Origin of the sequence: Microbacterium aquimaris (assembly GCF_039531285.1) — a bacterium.
Taxonomy (GTDB): domain Bacteria; phylum Actinomycetota; class Actinomycetes; order Actinomycetales; family Microbacteriaceae; genus Microbacterium; species Microbacterium aquimaris.
In genome coordinates this window covers 407,622-426,558 of sequence record NZ_BAAAPT010000001.1, presented here as the reverse complement: position 1 = coordinate 426,558, position 18,937 = coordinate 407,622, and the positions used below count along the sequence as shown (strand labels likewise).

The 18,937-nt window shown below is 71.0% G+C and carries 13 protein-coding genes; 6 read left to right on the top strand and 7 right to left on the bottom strand.

All coding sequences use genetic code 11. The features are described 5' to 3' along the window. Positions 1-34: 34 nt before the first annotated feature. Positions 35-2,518 (top strand): CHAT domain-containing protein, encoded by a 2,484-nt coding sequence (locus ABD204_RS02090; protein WP_322597476.1) that lies wholly within the window; start codon positions 35-37, stop codon positions 2,516-2,518. Positions 2,519-2,749: 231 nt separating this feature from the next. Here the strand turns inward: ABD204_RS02090 and ABD204_RS02085 are convergent, their stop codons facing one another. Further along, on the bottom strand, positions 2,750-3,508 hold the full coding sequence (locus ABD204_RS02085) for a LysR substrate-binding domain-containing protein (RefSeq protein ID WP_241747754.1): 759 nt from the start codon (positions 3,506-3,508) through the stop codon (positions 2,750-2,752). Positions 3,509-3,633: 125 nt separating this feature from the next. Between ABD204_RS02085 and ABD204_RS02080 the strand changes: the two genes are divergently transcribed. Beyond that, positions 3,634-6,396: a putative Ig domain-containing protein gene (locus ABD204_RS02080; RefSeq protein WP_194423053.1), complete on the top strand. Its 2,763-nt coding sequence runs from the start codon at positions 3,634-3,636 to the stop codon at positions 6,394-6,396. A gap of 54 nt (positions 6,397-6,450) precedes the next feature. After that, entirely contained in the window at positions 6,451-6,849 is a 399-nt protein-coding gene (locus ABD204_RS02075; protein ID WP_194423052.1) for a DUF1304 domain-containing protein, read from the top strand. Positions 6,850-6,970: 121 nt separating this feature from the next. Here the strand turns inward: ABD204_RS02075 and ABD204_RS02070 are convergent, their stop codons facing one another. Together ABD204_RS02070 and ABD204_RS02065 are read right to left on the bottom strand one after the other, a co-directional pair. After that, positions 6,971-7,528: a thermonuclease family protein gene (locus tag ABD204_RS02070; RefSeq protein WP_194423051.1), complete on the bottom strand. Its 558-nt coding sequence runs from the start codon at positions 7,526-7,528 to the stop codon at positions 6,971-6,973. Positions 7,529-7,593: 65 nt separating this feature from the next. Beyond that, the gene (locus ABD204_RS02065; RefSeq protein WP_194423050.1) at positions 7,594-8,001 is read right to left on the bottom strand and encodes an LbetaH domain-containing protein; all 408 of its coding nucleotides are present in this window, start codon (positions 7,999-8,001) and stop codon (positions 7,594-7,596) included. Between the two features lie 120 nt (positions 8,002-8,121). On the opposite strand from ABD204_RS02065, the gene ABD204_RS02060 reads away from it, so the two are divergent. Then, positions 8,122-8,832 carry a YitT family protein gene (locus ABD204_RS02060; RefSeq protein ID WP_194423049.1) on the top strand — a complete coding sequence of 237 codons (711 nt, stop codon included), beginning with the start codon at positions 8,122-8,124 and terminating at the stop codon, positions 8,830-8,832. A 34-nt stretch (positions 8,833-8,866) separates the two neighbouring features. On the opposite strand, the gene ABD204_RS02055 is transcribed toward ABD204_RS02060, so the two are convergent. From ABD204_RS02055 to ABD204_RS02040, 4 genes are all read right to left on the bottom strand, one after another. Then, positions 8,867-9,640 carry an Fpg/Nei family DNA glycosylase gene (locus tag ABD204_RS02055; RefSeq protein WP_194423048.1) on the bottom strand — a complete coding sequence of 258 codons (774 nt, stop codon included), beginning with the start codon at positions 9,638-9,640 and terminating at the stop codon, positions 8,867-8,869. Positions 9,641-9,675: 35 nt separating this feature from the next. After that, entirely contained in the window at positions 9,676-14,529 is a 4,854-nt protein-coding gene (locus ABD204_RS02050; protein WP_194423047.1) for an Lhr family ATP-dependent helicase, read from the bottom strand. A gap of 94 nt (positions 14,530-14,623) precedes the next feature. Continuing rightward, positions 14,624-16,291, bottom strand: a complete 1,668-nt coding sequence (locus tag ABD204_RS02045) for an ABC-F family ATP-binding cassette domain-containing protein (protein ID WP_194423046.1) — start codon at positions 16,289-16,291, stop codon at positions 14,624-14,626. A 224-nt stretch (positions 16,292-16,515) separates the two neighbouring features. Further along, the gene (locus tag ABD204_RS02040) at positions 16,516-17,184 is read right to left on the bottom strand and encodes an alpha/beta hydrolase (RefSeq protein ID WP_194423045.1); all 669 of its coding nucleotides are present in this window, start codon (positions 17,182-17,184) and stop codon (positions 16,516-16,518) included. Positions 17,185-17,269: 85 nt separating this feature from the next. Between ABD204_RS02040 and ABD204_RS02035 the strand changes: the two genes are divergently transcribed. After that, the gene (locus ABD204_RS02035) at positions 17,270-17,887 is read left to right on the top strand and encodes an NUDIX hydrolase family protein (protein WP_194423044.1); all 618 of its coding nucleotides are present in this window, start codon (positions 17,270-17,272) and stop codon (positions 17,885-17,887) included. A 16-nt stretch (positions 17,888-17,903) separates the two neighbouring features. Further along, complete coding sequence (locus ABD204_RS02030; RefSeq protein WP_241747753.1) at positions 17,904-18,734, top strand: AlbA family DNA-binding domain-containing protein; 831 nt, start codon at positions 17,904-17,906, stop codon at positions 18,732-18,734. Positions 18,735-18,937: the final 203 nt, after the last annotated feature.

The following is an 18,937-nucleotide window of genomic DNA, read 5'->3' as shown; positions in this document are numbered from 1 at the left end:
GCTGCACCAGGATCTGTGCCATACGGAAAGAGCCGTGCGAGATGATGAGGGCGTGGGGATGGATGCGACGCGGCTGCACGAGCAGGCCGTCGCGCAATGCATCGACGGTCGCTACGCGACGGCGCAACGCACGCTCGACCGCGCGGCCCGCCTCACCGACGACCGGGACCTCCTCGCCCGCATCTGCGGCACCCGCGCGATCGCCCTGCAGCGAACGGGGCGACCCGAGGCGGCGGAGAAACTGCTGCACGACACGCTCGCCGAGCCCGGGCTGAGCGCCCACACCGAGGCGATCCTCCTCGGCCAGCTGGGCGGGCTCGCAAACTACGGCGGACGCCTCGAGGAAGGGGAGCGCTGGCTCGGGCTCGCCATCGAGCGGCTTGCCGGTGACGCCGTCGCGGCTTCGCGCATCCGGATGAATCGCAGCCTCGTGCGCATGCAGCAGAGACGGCTGGCCGCGGCCGCCGAAGACCTCGATGCGGCCGTGGCGGTGTTCACCGAGAACGGGTTGACCACCGATGCCGCGCAGGCCCGCCACAATCTCGGCTACACGGCGCTGCTGGAGGGAGACCTCGTCCGCGCCCTGCGCGACATGAACGCGGCGCGGGCCGAGGCCGCGAATTCGCCCGTCGCCGAGGCGATCGGTGCGATGGACCGCGCCGAGGTGTTCCGGGATGCGGGGTTGACCACCGAGGCCGAGGAGCTCTTCCGCCAGGCGGCCGCGATCTTCGGGTCGAACCGGATGCCGCAATCGCGTGCCGAGGCGGAATTCCATTTGGCACGATCGCTCCTCGCTCACGATCCGGTCGAATCCGCCCGCGTCGCCGGCGACGCCGCACGGCGCTTCCGTGCACTCGGCAACGACGCTTGGGCCTCCCGTGCCGAGGCGGTTCGTCTGCGCGCGCGGTTCGGAACCGATCGCGCCGGGCGCAGGGCCACGCGACGACCGGTGTCCGGCGAAGCGGCCGAGCGTGTGGCGGTGGAGCTGGTCTCGCACGGCTTCCGTAGCGAGGCGGCCGCGCTGCGGATCGCCGCGGCACTCGCGGCGGTGCAGGAAGGAGACGCCGCTGCGCCGGCGCCGCGCGTGCCCGCGTCGGCTCCGATGGAGGTCCGGGTCCTCGGCGACGAGTTGAAGGCCGCCCGCGCCGCCGCCCGGGGACGCGCCGCCGAGGCACGCCGCCACGCGGCCACCGGCCTGGACCGCCTCGCGGCCTGGCAGAGCACCTTCGGCAGCATCGACCTGCAGACATCCGTCGCGATGTACGGGACCGACCTGGTGTTCACCGGCCTGCGTTCGGCGGTGGCGACCCGTCGGCCCGAGATCGTGTTCGAGTGGTCCGAGCGGGCGCGCCACCTGAGCCAGCAGGTCGTGCCGCTGCGCCCGCCGCCGGACCCCGAGATGGCCGAGACCCTTGCGGAACTGCGGATGTTGCGGGCCGAGGACCCCGCCGGTGATTGGCTGTCGAGCCCGCGCGCCGCGCACTTGCGTGACCGGGCACGCGAGCACCAGTGGACCTCGGTCGGCACCTCCCGCATCGATGAACGCGTAGGCCTGGCGGTGTTCCGTGACGCCCTCGACGACGAGACAGCCTTGGTCGCGTACGTCTACACCGGCGCGGAGATCGTGGCGTTGGTGGTCGACGGGTCAGGTGCCGAGGTCGTCGAACTCGGCGGCGACCCGGTGATCCGGGACCTGCAGAAGGGGCTGCGTGCCGACCTCGATGTGGCCGCGTCGGTACGTACCGGCTCGATGGCCGCCGTGGTCCGTCGCTCCCTCGACGCCCGCCTCGCGGCGCTCTCCGTCGCGCTCCTGGACGAGCCGCTCCGACGCACCTCCGCTCGGCGGTTGGTGGTCACCGCGCCGGGCCTGCTCAACGGCATCCCGTGGTCGATGCTCCCCGGCATGCGGGGGCGGGTGTTCACCCTCGCCGCGTCGGCATCCCAATGGTTCCACCGCCGGGACTCCTCCGCGTCGACGGAGGCGTCCCGTGCGGGCTTCGCGGTCGGTCCACGCGTCGCGCGTGGCGGCGAAGAAGCCCGTCTGGGCGCCTCGGCGTGGAAACGGGCGCCCGTCGTGGAGGAGGAGGCGGCGACCGTGTCGCGGGTCACTGAGCTCGCCGGCGCCGTCGATGTCCTCCACATCGCCGCGCACGGTCGTCACGCGGTCGACAACCCGATGTTCTCCGGTCTTGAACTGTCCGATGGCGCCCTTTTCGGGTACGACATCGATCTGATCCCCCGGGTTCCGAGCACCGTCGTGCTCTCGGCATGCGAGGTCGGTCGCTCGGCGGTGCGATGGGGGGAGGAGGCTGTCGGCATGGCGCGTGTGTGGTTGCACGCCGGATCCGCATCCGTCATCGCCGCACCCGCGATCGTCGCCGACGACGTCGCGTGCGAACTACTGGGTTCGATGCACGTCGAGCTGGCCGCCGGGCTCGCGCCGGCAGAGGCACTCGCGGTGGCTTCGGACCGTCTGGGCGTGGTCTCACCGTTCCAAGCCCACGGGGCCGGGTTCTGAGCGTCCGGCCGGTGCGGGTGATACGCGGCAAGAGAATCTTGGTGGCGATGTATCAGCGATCACTCAGGGTGCTCTAGATCTGCGAAGTGGTCGTGTTCGGTCGGCTCCGGGGGGCGCCGACCGCTGGGGGCACGAGGAGTTCCCCGCCAATTCGGGGCTCGCGGGGATTCACGCCGCTTCCGGGGGATGCCGTTCGCACGTGTGGCGGCATCCCCTGTTCCGCTCCCGGGGTCAGCTGCGGGAGGAGTTGGCCGTTCGACCGCGGACGATGCCGACGAAGGTGTCGATCAGCGCAGTGGTGCGGTCGACGGGCCAGGCCAGGGCGACCGTGGAGGTCGGCCCCGATTCGAGGGGGCGGTACGCCACGTCTTTGCGGTGGTGCAGCCGGGCGAGCGACATCGGCACGATGACGAAGCCGACACCTGCCGCCACGGTTGCGATCGCCTCTTCGGTGGTGGCGGGGGCCGCGAACACCGGCCGGTCGACTCCCGGGAACATCTCGGTGCGGAGCCCGAGGACGTCGTCGGCGGGCACGATCAGCACCTCGCCGGTGAGGTCGGCGGCGGTGAGGGCGTCCGCGGCCGTCAGGTGGGACTCGGCGGAGGTCGCCACCACGGGGACCTCGTCGTACAGCGGGATCACGTGCAGGTCGGTCTTGTCGATCGGAAGCCGCACCAGCGCCGCATCCACCTCGCCCGAGACGAGGGCCTCCCGCTGGGCGGCGACCTCCAGCGGGTGCCACTCCAGCGGGTTGTCGGGCATGCGCATCCGCCACGCGTCGATCCACTTCCCGGGCGTCGCACCGGTGATCCCGCCGAGGAGGAACGGTCCCGGCGGGGGAGCGGGCGCGGCCGCCCGCGGTGGGGGAGGTGACGGCCGCATCGAGTCCTGCGCCTTCGGCGTGCGCGGCTTGGCGCCCTGGGTCTTGCGGTGCGCAGACGGACGCCCCGGGCGTGGGCTGCGGCCCGCGGGAGTCGGTCTCTTGGCCATGAAGCCACGGTAGTCGTTCGCGCCGGCGCGGCACGGCGTGGTTCGGTAGGGGACCTGGGTCTATGGTCTGCCGGATCCCCCCTCCGGACACTGGAGACGTTCCCTGCTCCGAGAGGTTCCCTGCCATGCCCGCACGCGTTCGAACATCCCCCTGGCGCCGGCTCACGGCCGCCGCGCTGGCCGCGGGGGTGCTGGCCGCCACCATGACGGCCGTCACCCCGCCCCAGCCCGCCACCGCGGCCGAGGGACCCGGGCTGAACATGCTCGTGAAATCCGACGCGAATACGGCCGACGACCGCAACACGATCTCCGTGCGCCCGCACCCGGGCGAGCCGTCGACGGGCTTCGTGCAGATCCAGTTCGACGACGGGTTGTGCCTCACCGAGGACTGGATGGCGAGGCCTCATAAAGAGTTGTTCTCCGAGGCGGTCAACTGGGAGATCGAGGACAGCATCAGTCAGACCTGCTCGGAGAGCACGTGGCAGCGGTTCTCCATCCAGCCGGTCACGGAGAGCCCGGTCGACACCGCCGCCGGCGCGTTCTGGATCGTCAGCGCTTCTACCGGGCGGTGCTACTTCAGCGACCGCAACGGCCTCCACGGATCGGGGAATCTGCACACCACGTACCCTTCAACGACACACAAACCCGCCAAGCGCGGATTCGTCACCTGCGGAGAGCCGTTCGTGAGGGCCAGCGCCGCCGATGGGGAGAGCTACGTGATGTATGCCGGCACGTACAGCCAGCGCTTCAGCATCAAGAACGATGAGAGGTACGCCAATGGCGCGTACCGGCATTGGTCGTACCTGCTCGCGTACGCCGCACGAGCGGGGGCGTCCAATTGCGCGGGCGATGGAAACTGCCGCGTCCGCCCGGAGGGGACCGAATCGTGGCTTCTGCCGACGGACCCGACCGTGACCACCTCCGGCTCGATCGACACGCGCCTGGCCGGGTGCGGAGAGGCGATCGGCGACGGCAGCAACGTCCTCTTCTTCAACAACAGCGCTCAGCCGGTCACCCACCGCGCGACGAGCCAGATCTCCTCGACGGTGCAGGAGACGCACAGCTACTCCGCCTCCGTCGGGGGCGAAGTCGAGACGACCATCGGGGGCAAGGACGCTTTCGTCAATGTCGCGATCAAGGGTTCGTTCAGCTACACCGGCACCACGGTCGAAGCGCAGAGCAACGGCGCGCAGAGTTCGGTCGACAAGACCGTCACCGTGCCGCCTTTCCACCACCTCATGGTCACCTGGAGTGAGTCGGTGTACACACTGGACGCGAGGTGGCGCCTCGGCGTGACGCCCGGCCAGTCGGGGTGGGAAACCGCGACGCAGTCGAGCATCCCGGTGCGCGTCGACGGTCAGCCGGCGCAGCAGTCGACCGTCGTGATCAGCAGCACGAAGAAGACCTGCCTGGCCGGACCTGCCGCCACGAGCACATCAGACCCGGAGATCGCGATGTCGATCGAGCAGTGCGACGCCGCAGGGACCCCCGAACTCGACGCGGCCATCGTCGGACGGACCTACGTCGCCTGCCCCGGTCAGTGGGAGATCCCTGAGGCCACCGCGGACGGCGCCTCCACCGACCCGGTGTTCGCGTACCAGTGGTACTACGTCGATGCGGCCGGCGAGCAGCATCCGATACCCAACGCCACGCGCAGAAGCTTCACCCTCCAGGAGGAGTCGTTCCTGCCCAGTCACACCTTCCTGGGAGTGAGTGTGGCCGAGGTCGGCGACATGCACCGCCTCGAGGCCCAACCCGTCGTCGCCCCGCGGACGGTCAAGCTCAGCGCACCGGCCACGGCGTCCGCGTCGCGGACGATCGCCGAAACCTCGCTCGCGTCGGCCCCGGTCGACGTCGTCCCGACGTTCGCGGGCGAGTCGGTCTGGCTTCCCGCCGGCGCCGAGGCGGAGCGTTCCCTCGTCGCCGATGCCGACCTCGTCGGGTCGCTCGCCGACGGCGACGGCATGGCGCTGACCGTCGACGGCGACGTCCCGCCGGGAATGGACATCTCACCCGACGGACGCCTGGCCGGCACCCCCACGGTTCCCGGCGAGTACACCGTCGTGCTCACCGATACGGTGGGGGACCCGGCGAGCGCGACCTTCGTCATCACGGTGTCGGACGAGTCGGTCCCAGAGCTGGCCGCCGACCGCTTCGACGTGGCCGTCGATGAGGCGCTGGGCCAGGTCCTCGACATCCACAACCGCGAGGACGAGGTGCTCCAGATCGTGTCGGGCACGCTCCCGCCCGGTGTGGAGTTCGATGCGGCCTCCGCGACGCTCACCGGTGCGCCCGTCGTGCCCGGAACCTCCGTGTTCGCGGTGCTCGACACGGCCGATCCGTTCGCCTCACCGCATGAGGTGACGATCGTGGCCGCGATCGCACCCACCGCGTTCGACGTGCGCCCGCTGCCGGTCGCTCAGGTCGGTGTCGGCTATCCCGACGGGATCTCGCTGGTCGCCGGTGCGCCGCCCGCGGGCGCCGCGATCGGTGTCGACGGTGAGACCGCCGATCTCGGCGGCCTGATGATCGATGCGGAGTCCGGCCGCATCCACGGGACGCCCACCACCGCGGGTCGGTACACCTTCGCCGTTCGCGATCTGACGACGTCCGACAGCCCGGCAGCGGAGTTCACGCTGGTCGTCTCCCCGGCAGAGGCGACCGACGGCGGCGCTGCAGACGGCGACGGCGGCGCGGTCGGCGGGGGCGCGACCGAAGACGACGACGCCGCCGGTTCCGGGACGTCGTCGGACGGTGCGGGAACGCTGGCCTCCACCGGAGCGGACGACGCGCTGTACGCGTCGGCTCTCGCCGTCGCGCTGCTGCTGACGGCCGCGGGGTCCGTCGTCTACGTCGCGGCACGGCGCGCGCACCGACGCGAGCGCTGAACGGCGCGCGCGGGCGAGCAGGCGACGGGCCGGCCCGGACGCTAGGGTTCGATCATGATCGCGATCCTCGCCACCGTGTTCGGGGCGCTCGCCGCCCTCCTGCACGTCTACATCTTCGTCATGGAGTCGGTGCAGTGGAGCAGGCCCCGGATCTGGAGGCGGTTCGGCGTGAAGGACCAGGCCTCTGCCGACACGATGAAGGAGATGGCGTACAACCAGGGTTTCTACAACCTGTTCCTCGCCGTCGGCGCGGTGATCGGCCTGGTGTTGTTCTGGACCGGGGGAGCCGGGACCGCGGCCGACGTGGCCGGTCGGGCCCTCGTGCTGTTCAGCCTCGGTTCCATGGTCGCCGCGGCCCTCGTGTTGCTGACGACCGGACGGTCGTACCTTCGCGCGGCTCTCGTGCAGGGGACATTCCCGTTGCTCGGCTTCGCGCTGTTCCTCTTCGCCTGACGCCACTCCGAGCCGGTCCCCGCCTTCCGCACCGAAGCCTCCGGCACGGGTGTCCGGTTGCCGCTCGATGCCGCCACGTCGTCGGATTCCGGCATCCGGTGGCACGCGAACGTGGGTCGGGTCAGCGGCAGAGGGACCAGATGCCGGCGGCGGTGTCGCGGGCCGTGGATTGCGCGGCCTGGAGGTCTGGCCAGTAGCGGTCGTTCGGGTCGATGCGCAGCGCCTCGCCGGCTCCCGAGGCGACCAGCTCGAGGTTCACGAACGTGCCGTCCTCGGTCCACAGGTACAGCAAGACCCGGTCGTAGCGGTCGCGTTCCTCGTCGTCTCGGGCGGCCCAGACGGTGTCGCCCGCCGAGACCAGGGAGCGCAGCGCATCCGTGGCCTCGGCTCCACCGCACTCGAGGTCGGGGTACACCTCGGGGGTGTCCACGCCGATCAGGCGCACCGCCACGTCGGTGTCGACCGGGTCGCCTCCCGCCGGGGTCCAGGGCGGGGCCGTGTCCGGGAGCGGGCGGGCACGTACCGTGTCGCCGTCGACGACCTGTGTGACCTCGACCGCCACGGCGTCGGCCGGTGCCGTCACCGGTGTCGCCGCGGGCGACGTGGTGCATCCGGCGAGCACGCCGGAGATCGCGCACACCAACGCTCCGGTCGCGAGGCGGCGAGAGCGTCGGATCATCCCTCGACCCTATGCCGGGGGTGATCCATTCCGCGGCGGATCCATGCCGCGGGGGATCGGCGAGGTCAGGCGGCCAGATGCAGGCCGCGTCGATCGGTGGCGACGGTCTCGCCGTCGCCGATGCTCTCGTCGTCGCCGATGAGCGAGCCGACCGCGACGCGCGCACCGTTTCCGACGTGGGCGCGGATCCCGATCTTCGCGCCGGCGCCGATCGCGGCGCCGGGACCGATGTGGGCCTGAGGGGCGATCTCGGCTTCGGGTCCGATCACGACATCGGACTCGACCCACGCGCCTCGGCCGACGTGCACGTTCGCGGCGATGCGGACTCCCGGTTCGACGTACGCCCCCGACTCGACGATCGCGGTCGGGTGCACTTTGGCGCCGTGCGCGATCAGGCCCCGGCCGTTGGCGTGCTTGCGGTAGCGCAGCGTCTCGCCGTGGTCGTTCTCGATGTCGACGTAGTTCTTACCCACAGTCCCCTCCTCTGACGTCTGTTGACGTCGGATACAGGTACAACTTCCTTGATTGTCTATTCATTCCCCCGGATCCACCGATTCGGATGCACCGGGTTGACATCTGTTGTTCGGTGCGGCATGGGGATCGGATGGGACCGGGCCGTCGGTGACAATGGGAGCGTGACGAGCGAACCGATCGACGATCCCGACGCGCCCCGTGCGGCCACCGGCCCCTCCCTCGTCTTCGATGACCAGAGCACGCAGCACTCGTGGGCCGAGGACGTACTCGGCATCCTCACCGGGACCTTCGTCGCCTCCCTCGGTCTGTTCCTGCTCCAGTCGGCCGGTTCTGTCACCGGCGGGACCGCGGGTCTGTCCCTCCTTCTGGGCTATGCGACGGCGTGGCCGTTCTGGCTGCTGTTCGCCGTGATCAACCTGCCGTTCGCGGTCTTGGCGGTGTGGCAGCGCGGGTGGAGCTTCACGGTGCGTACGGCGATCTCGATCGGCCTGGTCTCGGGCTGGTCGATCGTGCACCAGTCGATGCTCGTGCTCGAGTCCCTCGATCCGGTCTACGGGACTCTCGGGGGCAACCTGCTGGCCGGTGTCGGGCTGCTCATCCTGTTCCGCCACCGCGCGAGTCTCGGTGGTGTCAACATCGTGGCGCTGATCGTGCAGGACCGCTGGGGTTTCCGGGCGGGGTGGACGATGATGATCTTCGACGTGCTGATCATCGCGTCGGCACTGCTGGTGGTCTCGGTGTGGAGCGTGCTCCTCAGCGCCGTGGGCGCCGTGGTTCTGAACCTCGTTCTGGCACTGAACCATCGCCCCGGCCGGTACATCGGTCACTGAGGATGTCGGGACGGCGCCCGGATGGCCCCGGGGATCAGGTCTGGCAGCGCGGACACCAGAACGTGATGCGCTCGGAGGTGGGGTCGGCGCCCATCTGACCGCCCTCGATGAGGGTGCCGCACCGGCGGCACGCGCGTCCTTCCCGGCGGTAGACCCAGGTCGAGCGCCCCGGTCGGGAGTCACCGGTGAACGTGCGGCCCGCTCGATCGCGGTTGGCGCGGATCATGCGTGCACCGAGGTCGAGGAGCGCCGGTGTGTCGACCTCAGGCGCGGGGGTGGTCGGCAGGACGCCGCGCACGAAGAGGATCTCATTGGCGTATTCGTTGCCGAACCCCGCGACGTTGCGTTGATCGAGGAGAGCGACATGGATCGATCGGGTGTCCACAGACAGGCGCCGTGCGGCCTCTCCCGGGTCCCAGGTGGGGCTGAGGGGGTCGGGTCCGAGGTGGCCGACGAGGGTGTCCTCCTGATCGGTGGGGACGACCGCGATGTCGGCGAGGTCGAAGCCGACCGTGTCGTGGGTGAGGGTGCCGAGCACGGCGCGTGCCTTGTGGCCGGGCTTGCGCCATCGCCCGCCACGGTCGTAGACGTGCCACTCCCCCTCCATCTTCAGATGGGTGTGGAGGGTCCAGCCGTCGATCCGGTGGAGCAGATGCTTGCCGCGGGGGACGACCTCCTGCACCGTGCCGCCGGTGAGGTCGACGTTCGCGACGCGGGGCACGCGCAGGTCGAAGCGCGCGAGCTCGCGCCCCTCGAGCACGTCGGCGAGGCGTCGGGCGGCGCGGAAGACGGTGTCGCCCTCAGGCATCGGCGGAGGGGGTCGGTGAACGGAGCGTGTCTCGCTCAGGCATGGGTGGATTCCCGCCGGGCGTCTCCGACCGTGCTTCGTCGCAACGTCAGACCCCGCGGGGACTCGACGAAACCGGCGCTGCGCAGGGCTCGGCCGAGCGCGGTCCCGTAGACGAAGGCGCCGTTGACCTGCTCGATCGTGAGGGTGTCGAGCCGGCGCCGGCGGGCGGTTCCGGCGAGATCGGAGGCGGCGGCCCCCAGCGCGTCTTCGTCGTCGGTGAACACCAGCGCGGTCTTGCCGCCCCGCTCCAGATACAGCGCGAGGTCGCCGTCGACGAGCACGACGAGGCCACCGGCCTTGCGGCCGGGCCGGTGCGACACCTCGGCCAGCGCGGGCCAAGGAAGTGCGGCGCCGTAGGGGTTCGCCGGATCGGTGGCGGCGAGGGTCACGGTCGTGCGCGGGGGCGGGTCGGCGAGTGCCGCGAACTCCCGGATGCGGTCGACGGTCGCCGACGCCGCGAACTGCGCTGCTCCGAGCTTCTCGATGACATAGCCACGTCGACAGTGTCCGGCCTCTTCGAACCCCGCGAGCACGCGATACACCTGCGCGAAGCCACCCGGCACGCCTTCGGACTGGACGGAACCGCGCGTGACGACACCGTAGCGGTCCAGCAACAGGCTTGCGGCGGCCGTCGCGCGAAGCGCCGCATCCGGTTCGAGGTCGGGGACGAGTGACCAGCGACCGCCGATGGCCGGTGGTCGCGGCGGGGTGGATGCGGACACCCGCGGGAGGGTCGCCCCGCGGTACATCCGTGAGCGCGGCGTCTTGCGGGAGACCCGATGTGCTTGTGACCCCCCGGCCACGAGCGTGCGGACGGGGGCGAAGGTGTCGTTGGTCACGTGTCCGGCCCACGTCAGGCGCCAGAGCGCATCGATGACGGACTGTTCGTTCTCGGCGGCCGTGAGGGATGCGAGCTGCGCCGCGAAGTACGCGCCGCCGGCGCCGAGCACGTCGACGACGCGGGCGTCGAGGGAGCCTTCGGCGATCTCGAGGTCGTCGCGGGTGAGCGTCAAGGGCGCGGCGTCGGCGGGGTGGAACGCGATCCAGCCGTCGCGTCCCGGGAGGGCGCCGTGGCCGGTCCAGACGACCTCGCCGGAGGCGGTGAGCTCGTCGAGCATCGCCGGTGCGTAGTCGTGCACGCGCGAGGGCAGGATGAGCGACTCCCATGCGCTGGCCGGTGCGGGCACGCCGGCGAGCTGTTCGATGACCGCCGCGAGGCCGTCGATGCCCTCCAGCGGGCGGTTGATGTGCTGCCAGACGGGGAGGAACCGCGCGAAGGCCTCCGGCGGCACCGGTTCGACGCTGCCGCGGATGGCCGCGAGGGATCGCATGCGCAGTCGACGCAACACCTCGCTGTCGCACCACTCCGTCTCCTCGAGTCCACCGGCGCCGTCGCGTGAGGTGCCGGCGGGGAGGAAGAACCCGCTGGAGACACGCCCCTGCCCCTCGAGACGCTGCAGGGTGTGGCGCGCGACGGCGACCCCGACGCCGAGGCGTTCGGCGAGGGCGTCGGCGGTGAAGGGACCGTGGGTGCGCGCATAACGGGCGACGAGGTCGCCGAGGGGGTCGGGGAGCGGTTCCAGGAACGCGTTCGGGATCCCGACGGGGAGTGCCGCGCCGAGGCCGTCGCGCAAGCGCCCGGCGTCTTCGATGGCGGCCACGCGGGCGGCGCCGGCGATGGTCACCCGGATCGCCCTGCGGGCATCGACGAGGTCGCCGAGGAGTCCGGCCGCGGTGCTCTCCGTCGCCGGGGCATCGTCGCCGGTCGCCTCGAGGCGTTCGGCGACCTCGCGGGCGTCGAGGGGACCGAGGATCCGGAGCAGGTCGGCGACGCCCTCGACGCCGCGCACGCGTCTGTCGGGGGCGAGCTTCTGCGCTTCCCGCTCGAACCGGGCGATCACCTCGGGGTCGAGGAGCTCGCGCATCTCGACCTTGCCGAGGAGCTCCGAGAGCAGGGCGGGGTCGACCGAGAGCGCCGCGGCGCGACGTTCGGCCAGGGGGGAGTCGCCCTCGTACATGAACGCGCCGACATATCCGAAGAGGAGGTCGCGCGCGTAGGGCGAGGGTTGGCTCGTCGTCGTCTCGACCAGGCGGATGCTTCGATCGCCGATCTTGCGTGCGACGCGTAGCAGGGCGGGGACGTCGTAGACGTCCTGAAGGACCTCGCGGAGCGTTTCGAGGATGATGGGGAAGGTCGGGTAGCGGCGGGCCACTTCGAGCAGTTGCGCGGAGCGTTGGCGCTGTTGCCACAGCGGGCTTCGCCGGCTGGGGTTCATCCGTGGCATGAGAAGCGCGCGCGCCGCGCACTCGCGGAATCGTGACGCGAACAGGGCTGACCCGCCCACCTCGTCGGTGACGAGTTGCTCCAGCTCGTCGGGTTCGAAGACGAACAGGTCGGCACCGGGCGGCTCGGTCGCCGCATCGGGGACGCGCGCGATGATGCCGTCGTCGCTCGCCACGGCCGCGCCCTCGACGCCGAGGCGCTCTCGAATCCGGGCGTTGACGGCCAGCGCCCACGGCGCATGCACCTTCATGCCGTACGGGGAATGCAGGATCACCCGCCAGTCGCCGACTTCGTCGCGACTGCGTTCGACGGTGAGGGTGCGGTCGGTGGGGATGCTGCCGGTCGCCTCCCGCTGCTCGGCGAGGTAGGTGAGGAGATTCTCGATGGCGGACGCGTCGAGGCCCGCATCGCCGAGGCGCGCTTCGGCCTTCTCGCGTTTCGCGCCGGAAAGCTGCCGCGCCATCGTACCGAGCGCCTCGCCGAGCTCGGCGGGGCGGCCCAGACCGTCGCCATGCCAGAAGGGGAGCTTCCCGGGCTGGCCGAAGGCGGGGAGGACATTCACGCGATCGTGGGTGATCTCCACGATGCGCCAGCTGGTCGTGCCGAGGGTGAAGACGTCGTTCACGCGCGACTCGTAGACCATCTCCTCATCGAGCTCGCCGACGCGGGCGTTCCGGGTTTCACCTGCGACGAAGACGCCGAACAGACCGCGGTCGGGGATCGTGCCGCCGCTGGTCACGGCGATGCGCTGCGCCCCGGGGCGTCCGGTGAGAGTGCCCTTGTCGCGATCCCAGACCACCCGCGGCCGGAGCTCGGCGAACTCATCCGAGGGGAACCGGCCGGCCAACAGGTCGAGCGTGGCTTCGTAGGCCGAGCGCGGGAGGGTGCGGAAGGGGGCGCTGCGCCGCACCGTCTCGAACCAGCCCTCCACATCGATCTCGCCCCGGGCGGCGGCGGCCACGGTCTGCTGCGCGAGGATGTCGAGCGGGTTCTGGGGCACGGCGATCGACTCGATCTGCCCGGCGAGCATGCGCTCGGTCACGATCGCGGTGTGAAGGACGTCGGCACGGTGTTTGGGGAACAGGGCCGCCCGGCTGACCTCCCCCACCTGGTGCCCGGCGCGCCCGACGCGTTGCAGGCCGGAGGCGGCCGAGGGGGGAGCTTCGACCTGGATGACGAGGTCGACCGCGCCCATGTCGATGCCGAGTTCGAGGCTGCTGGTGGCCACGACGCAGCGGAGAGCCCCGGATTTCAGCTCCTCCTCGACCTGCGCGCGCTGCTCCTTCGAGACGGATCCGTGGTGCGCTTTGGCGAGCGCCGGCGCGGCACCCGAGGACACGCCCGCCTGCGCCATCATCTCGGCGGGCATGCGGGTCGGTCCGGCAGAACCCGGCGGGCCGGACGGCTGCGCATCCTGCGAGGGGGTGTCGAGCCCGAGGCGGTCGGCGTAGATCTCGTTCAGACGACCGGTGAGCCGCTCGCCCAGGCGGCGGGAGTTGACGAAGACGATCGTGGACCGATGGTCGAGGATGCGGTCGACGATCGCCTCTTCGACGTGCGGCCAGACCGACCCGGTCATCTCGGTGTTCTCTGCGCCGGAGGCCGCGCCCGACGCGGACGTGCCGCCTGACCCGTCGCCGAACCAGTCCTCGTCGATGGGTGATCCGTCCAGGTCCCCGGCGTTCCGGTCGCCATCGTCCCGCCCGCGCGCCGGTCCGGGGGCGGGCGGCGGGTTGAGCATGTCGTCGACGGGAACGACGACCTTCAGGTCGAACTGCTTCGACGCCCGAGGAGCGACGATCTCGACGGGTTCGGATCCGCCGAGGAAGCGAGCGACCTCGTCGATCGGGCGCACCGTCGCCGAGAGTCCGATGCGCTGTGCGGGGGATGCGTCGGGGTCGTGTTCTCTGCGGAGCGCGTCGAGGCGCTCGAGGCTGACGGCGAGGTGGGCGCCGCGCTTGGTCGCCGCGACCGCGTGCACCTCGTCGACGATGACGGTGTGCACCTCGCGCAAGGTCTGCCCGGCCTGGCTGGTGAGCATGAGGTACAGCGACTCGGGTGTCGTGATCAGGATGTCGGGCGGGGCTGCGACGAGTTTGCGCCGGTCCGCAGAGGAGGTGTCACCTGATCGGACGCCGACCGACACGTCCGGCACCGCGATGCCGAGGCGCCGAGCGGACTGTCCGATCCCCACCAGCGGGGAGCGCAGGTTGCGCTCGACGTCGACGCCGAGCGCTTTCAGCGGCGAGATGTAGAGGATGCGGGTGCCGCGTGGCGGCGGGGTATCGGACTTCGTCCGCCCGCGCCGGTTCCCGCTTGACCGCGCCGTCACGACCTCATCGGGCACCGGCGCGTGCGCCTCCCGGAACACCCGGTCGATCGCCCAGAGGAATGCCGAGAGCGTCTTGCCGGATCCGGTGGGGGCGACCACAAGGGCGTGCTTTCCGTGCGAGATCGCCTCCCACGCGCCCCGCTGCGCGTCGGTCGGGCGTGCGAAAGCTCCGCGGAACCAGTCCTGCGTGGCAGGGCCGAACCGCTCGAGCACGTCGCCGGAGCCAGCCATCCTCCCATCATGCTCGTTGCCACCGACATCGGCGCGGGCTTGCGCGGTACGTCCTCGCCGCCCCGTGAGCATGCGGCCGGGCTGGCAGCTGTCCTCACCGTTGCGCGATCATGCCGTCGCGCAGCTCGAGGGTGAGGTCGACGCCGAGGCGGGCGAGGAAGGCGGGGTCGTGGCTGACGACGAGGACGGCGCCGCGGTAGGCCGACAGGGCGTCCACCAGCTGGTCCACCGTGTCGAGGTCGAGGTTGTTCGTCGGCTCGTCCAGGACCAGGAGCTGCGGAGCGGGGTCTGCCAACAGCAGACGTGCCAGGGCGACGCGGAACCTCTCGCCGCCGGACAAGGTGCCGACGGGGCGCTCCACCGTCGCACCGCGGAGCAGGAACCTCGCGAGACGGTTCCGTACCTCCGCGGGCGGCATCTCGGGGGCCGCCATGCGGACACTCTCAAGCACGCTCGCGTCGTCGTCGAGACCGTCGACGCGCTGCGGCAGGTACCCGATCCGCTCCGTGTGCGAGACCGCCGACAGCGGCGATCCCGGCTGTCGGCAACTCCTTCGATCCGGGCGGTCTGCACCGAACGTGGGCGTATCCGCTGATCGCTCGTCCGGATGGGAGGAGCTCGCGACGAGGCGTTCGAGCAGCGTGGTCTTTCCGGCACCGTTCGGCCCGGTGAGGGCCACGCGCTCGGGGCCTTGGATCGTCCACGTGCGCTCGCCGTCGCTGAGTGAGGCGATCCGTCGGGTCGCGGCGACTCCGGGGCCGGGGATGTCAATCCGGATGCCGACATCGTCGCGCACGCGTTGCGCGGCGGCGTCGAGTGCGGCACGCGCCTGCGACTCCTTGCCCGCCGATTCCCCCCGGAGCCGCCCCGCGGACTCCTGCGCCGCGCGTTTGCGTGCGCCGGCGACGATCTTCGGAACGCGTCGCTCGAGCTCGGCCCGCCGCCCGTACGCTCGCCGCCTCGCGATCGTCGTCTCGGCCTCGATGCGCTGGCGTCGTTCGCGGCGCAGTGCGTTCGCGGCCGCGGTCTCCGCCTGGCGGGCGGCGTCCTGCTCCGCATCGAGCCAGGCCCGCCAGCTCGAGTACGGGCCGCCGAACACCGTCAACGTGCCGCCGTGCAGTTCAGCGGTGTCATCCATGAGCTCGAGCAACCCGACGTCGTGGCTGACGACGACGAGTGTGCCGCGCCACGCCGTCACCAGACGCGCGAGACGCTCCCGCGCACCCTTGTCGAGATTGTTGGTCGGCTCATCGAGCAGGGTGATCGCCGGGGCGCGCAGCCGGATGCCGGCGAGAGCGGCCAAGACCGCCTCGCCGCCGGAGAGCTCGCCGACGGTCCGATCGAGCGTTTCGGGCGGCAGCCCCGCTTCGGCGAGGACCGCGTGCGCACGCGCTTCGACGTCCCACGCGTCGCCGACCGCCTCGAAGTGCCGCGGATCGGCGTCGCCGGATTCGATCGCGCGCACCGCGACCACCGCGTCACCGACCCCCAGCAGGTCGGCGACCGGTCTGCCGGTGTCCAGGGTCAGCTGCTGCGGCAAGCGCGCGACGTCGCCGACGGTGGTGACGGCTCCGGATACGGGGGACAGGTCGCCCGAGATCAGACGCAGCAGTGTCGACTTGCCGGAGCCGTTGCGGCCGACCAGGCCCGTGCGGCCTTCGCCGATCGCGCCGGACAGCCCGTCGAGGGCGGGCGTGCCGTCCGGCCAGAGGAAGCAGAGGCGGTCGAAGACGACCGCGGAGGTGCGTGCGGAGGCGGGCATGATGGCCCTTTCGGTGTCGGCGTGGGGCGCTGACAGCCGGGAGGCCGAAGCTTCGGCTCCTTCCGGAGCGGCCCGCCGTGCAGAGGGCGGGCAGAGGCGACGTCAGCGCGAGGGGGTCGCGAGAGCGTCGAAGGTCTTCACCGGTCATCCTGACGTCGGGAACGGGACTCCACGACGATAGCGTCGCCGGACGGCGAGGGGAAGACCGATCCGCCGACTCGGGCTCAGCCGCCGAGGGTCTCCAGTTGCTTCTCCAGGAACACCCGAACGTCGGACATCTCCTGCTCCGACACGCTGTGGGTCAAGCCGGGGTAGACGCGGCCGCTGAGGTCGGCGTGGCCGGGAAGCCACTGCGTCGTGTGGTCGATGAGCGCCGGCGGGATCACCTCGTCGGCCGTGCCGCGCCCCCAGAACACCGGCGGCCGGCTCTCGGCGATCGTCGCGTCCCCGGGGAGATCGCCGGGCGTGACATAGCCGGACAGGTTCACCGCGAATGCGAAGCGTTCCGGTTGCAGCCGAAGCGCCTGGAGGGAGACCGCGCCGCCCTGAGAGAACCCGAGCAACCCGACCGGCACATCCGGTGCGACCCGGTCGATCCACGACACGAGGGCGGATGCGGCGGCGGTCACGTGGGACGGGTCGCGGCCGTCGAGTCCGTCGATGGGGTACCAGGAGTGTCCCGGCGTCGGGAACGGGGGAGCGAGGGGAGCGCGCACCGCAGCGTAGGCGAACGCGTCGGGCAGGGAGGGCACGAGGCCGAACAGATCGCCCTCGTGCGACCCGTAGCCATGGAGCAGCACCAGGAGCGGTCGCCCCGTGCGGGTCGCTTCGTCGGCGGACCACAGCACGACGTCGTGGTCGAGCACGGGCGTGTTCGGGCTCTCGGCGCTCATGCCGACATTGTTGCAGGACACCCCGACACACCCGGAACGGGAGAGGCGACGTCGTCCGGAACCGGCGGTGAGGTATACAGGAGGCATGCCGGTTCGTACGCCTGATCCCGACCCGAACGACGGGGACGACGACGGCGCCCCGCGTGATCCGTTGCGTGATTTCGGTGGCGACGCAGGTGGATCGTCGAACCCCGGATGGCTGAGCGAGGTCGAACTCGCCGAGGCGCGCAGGCGCATGCCGATGCTCTACGTCGAGGCGGTACCGGTGCGCACCGACGGCATGGGTGCGGTGACCGAGGTCGGAATCCTGCTGCGGGCGACACCCGTCGGTGAGATCACCCGGTCGATCGTCAGCGGCCGCGTGCGCTACGGCGAGACCGTGCGGGATGCGCTGTTCCGGCATCTGGAGAACGACCTCGGCCCGATGGCCTTCCCGCTCCTTCCGCCGCAACCGGTTCCCTTCACCGTCGCCGAGTACTTCCCGATCCCCGGGGTCAGCGCCTTCCACGACGACCGCCAGCATGCCGTGTCGCTCGCCTTCGTCGTGCCGGTCACCGGCACGTGCGAGCCCCGGCAGGACGCCCTGGAAGTCACGTGGATGAGCCCCGAGGAAGCCGCCTCCGACGCGCTCGCCGATGAGATGGAGGGCGGTCGGGCCACCCTCATCCGTCAAGCGCTCGCGAGCGTCGGCTGCCTGCGCTGAACCGGGGGAGGACGGTATGCCCAACAGCCCTCTGCTGATCGAAGTCGCCATCGCGATCCCCATCGTCCTGGGTCTCGCCTACGTCATCGCGCGTGTCATCCGCTGGACGTTCGGCGCACGCCTGCGTCTGGAGATCCGGACGATGACGATCGTGTCGACGCTCGGGATCAGCATCGGGATCCTGCTCTCCGGCATCTTCTTCTACGGCCTGCGCCTGTGGATGCCGACGACGATCCTCCTCGCTTTCGGCACGAGTCTCGGGCTGTCTTTCGCCGTCGCGGGTCTCGCTGCGGCGCTGAACCGCGGGGCGCAGGATGTGAACGTGCCGGCGCTTCTGGCTGCGGGGGAGTCCGACAGGGTCGAGTTCAAGGAGACCGCGCGCTGGAACGTCCGGGAGGACAAGAAGGACCCTCGGATGGAGCTGGCGATCGCCAAGACGGTCGCGGCCTTCCTCAACAGCTCGGGCGGGGTGCTCGTGATCGGGGCGAACGATGCCGGTGAGGCGATCGGTCTCCATCGTGATCTCGCCACGTTGCGGACCCCGGACCACGACCGTTTCGAACTCTGGTTGCGCGATCTGCTCTCCACGCTCCTCGGGCGCAACGCGGCGGCGTTGCCGCGCATCCAGTTCAACGGGACGGGAGGCACGGCCGTGTGCGCGGTCAACTGCCCACCCTCGCCGAAGCCGGTGTTCCTCGTGCGCGCGAAAGACGGCGGCTCGACCGACCTTTGGGTGCGCGTGGGCAACTCCACGCGTTCGCTCGGAGTGGACGAGGCCGTGCAATACGTCGCGGAGCACTGGCGGCCGTCGGTGTGGACCTGGTTGTCCGGTAAGCCCGCACGGTAGTGGGGCGTGCCTGTTGTGGGGTGTGGACCTGGTTGTCCGGTAAGCCCGCACGGTAGTGGGGCGTGCCTGTTGTGGGGTGTGGACCTGGTTGTCCGGTAAGCCCGCACGGTAGTGGGGCGTGCCTGTTGTGGGGTGTGGACCTGGTTGTCCGGTAAGCCCGCACGGTAGTGGGGCGTGCCTGTTGTGGGGTGTGGACCTGGTTG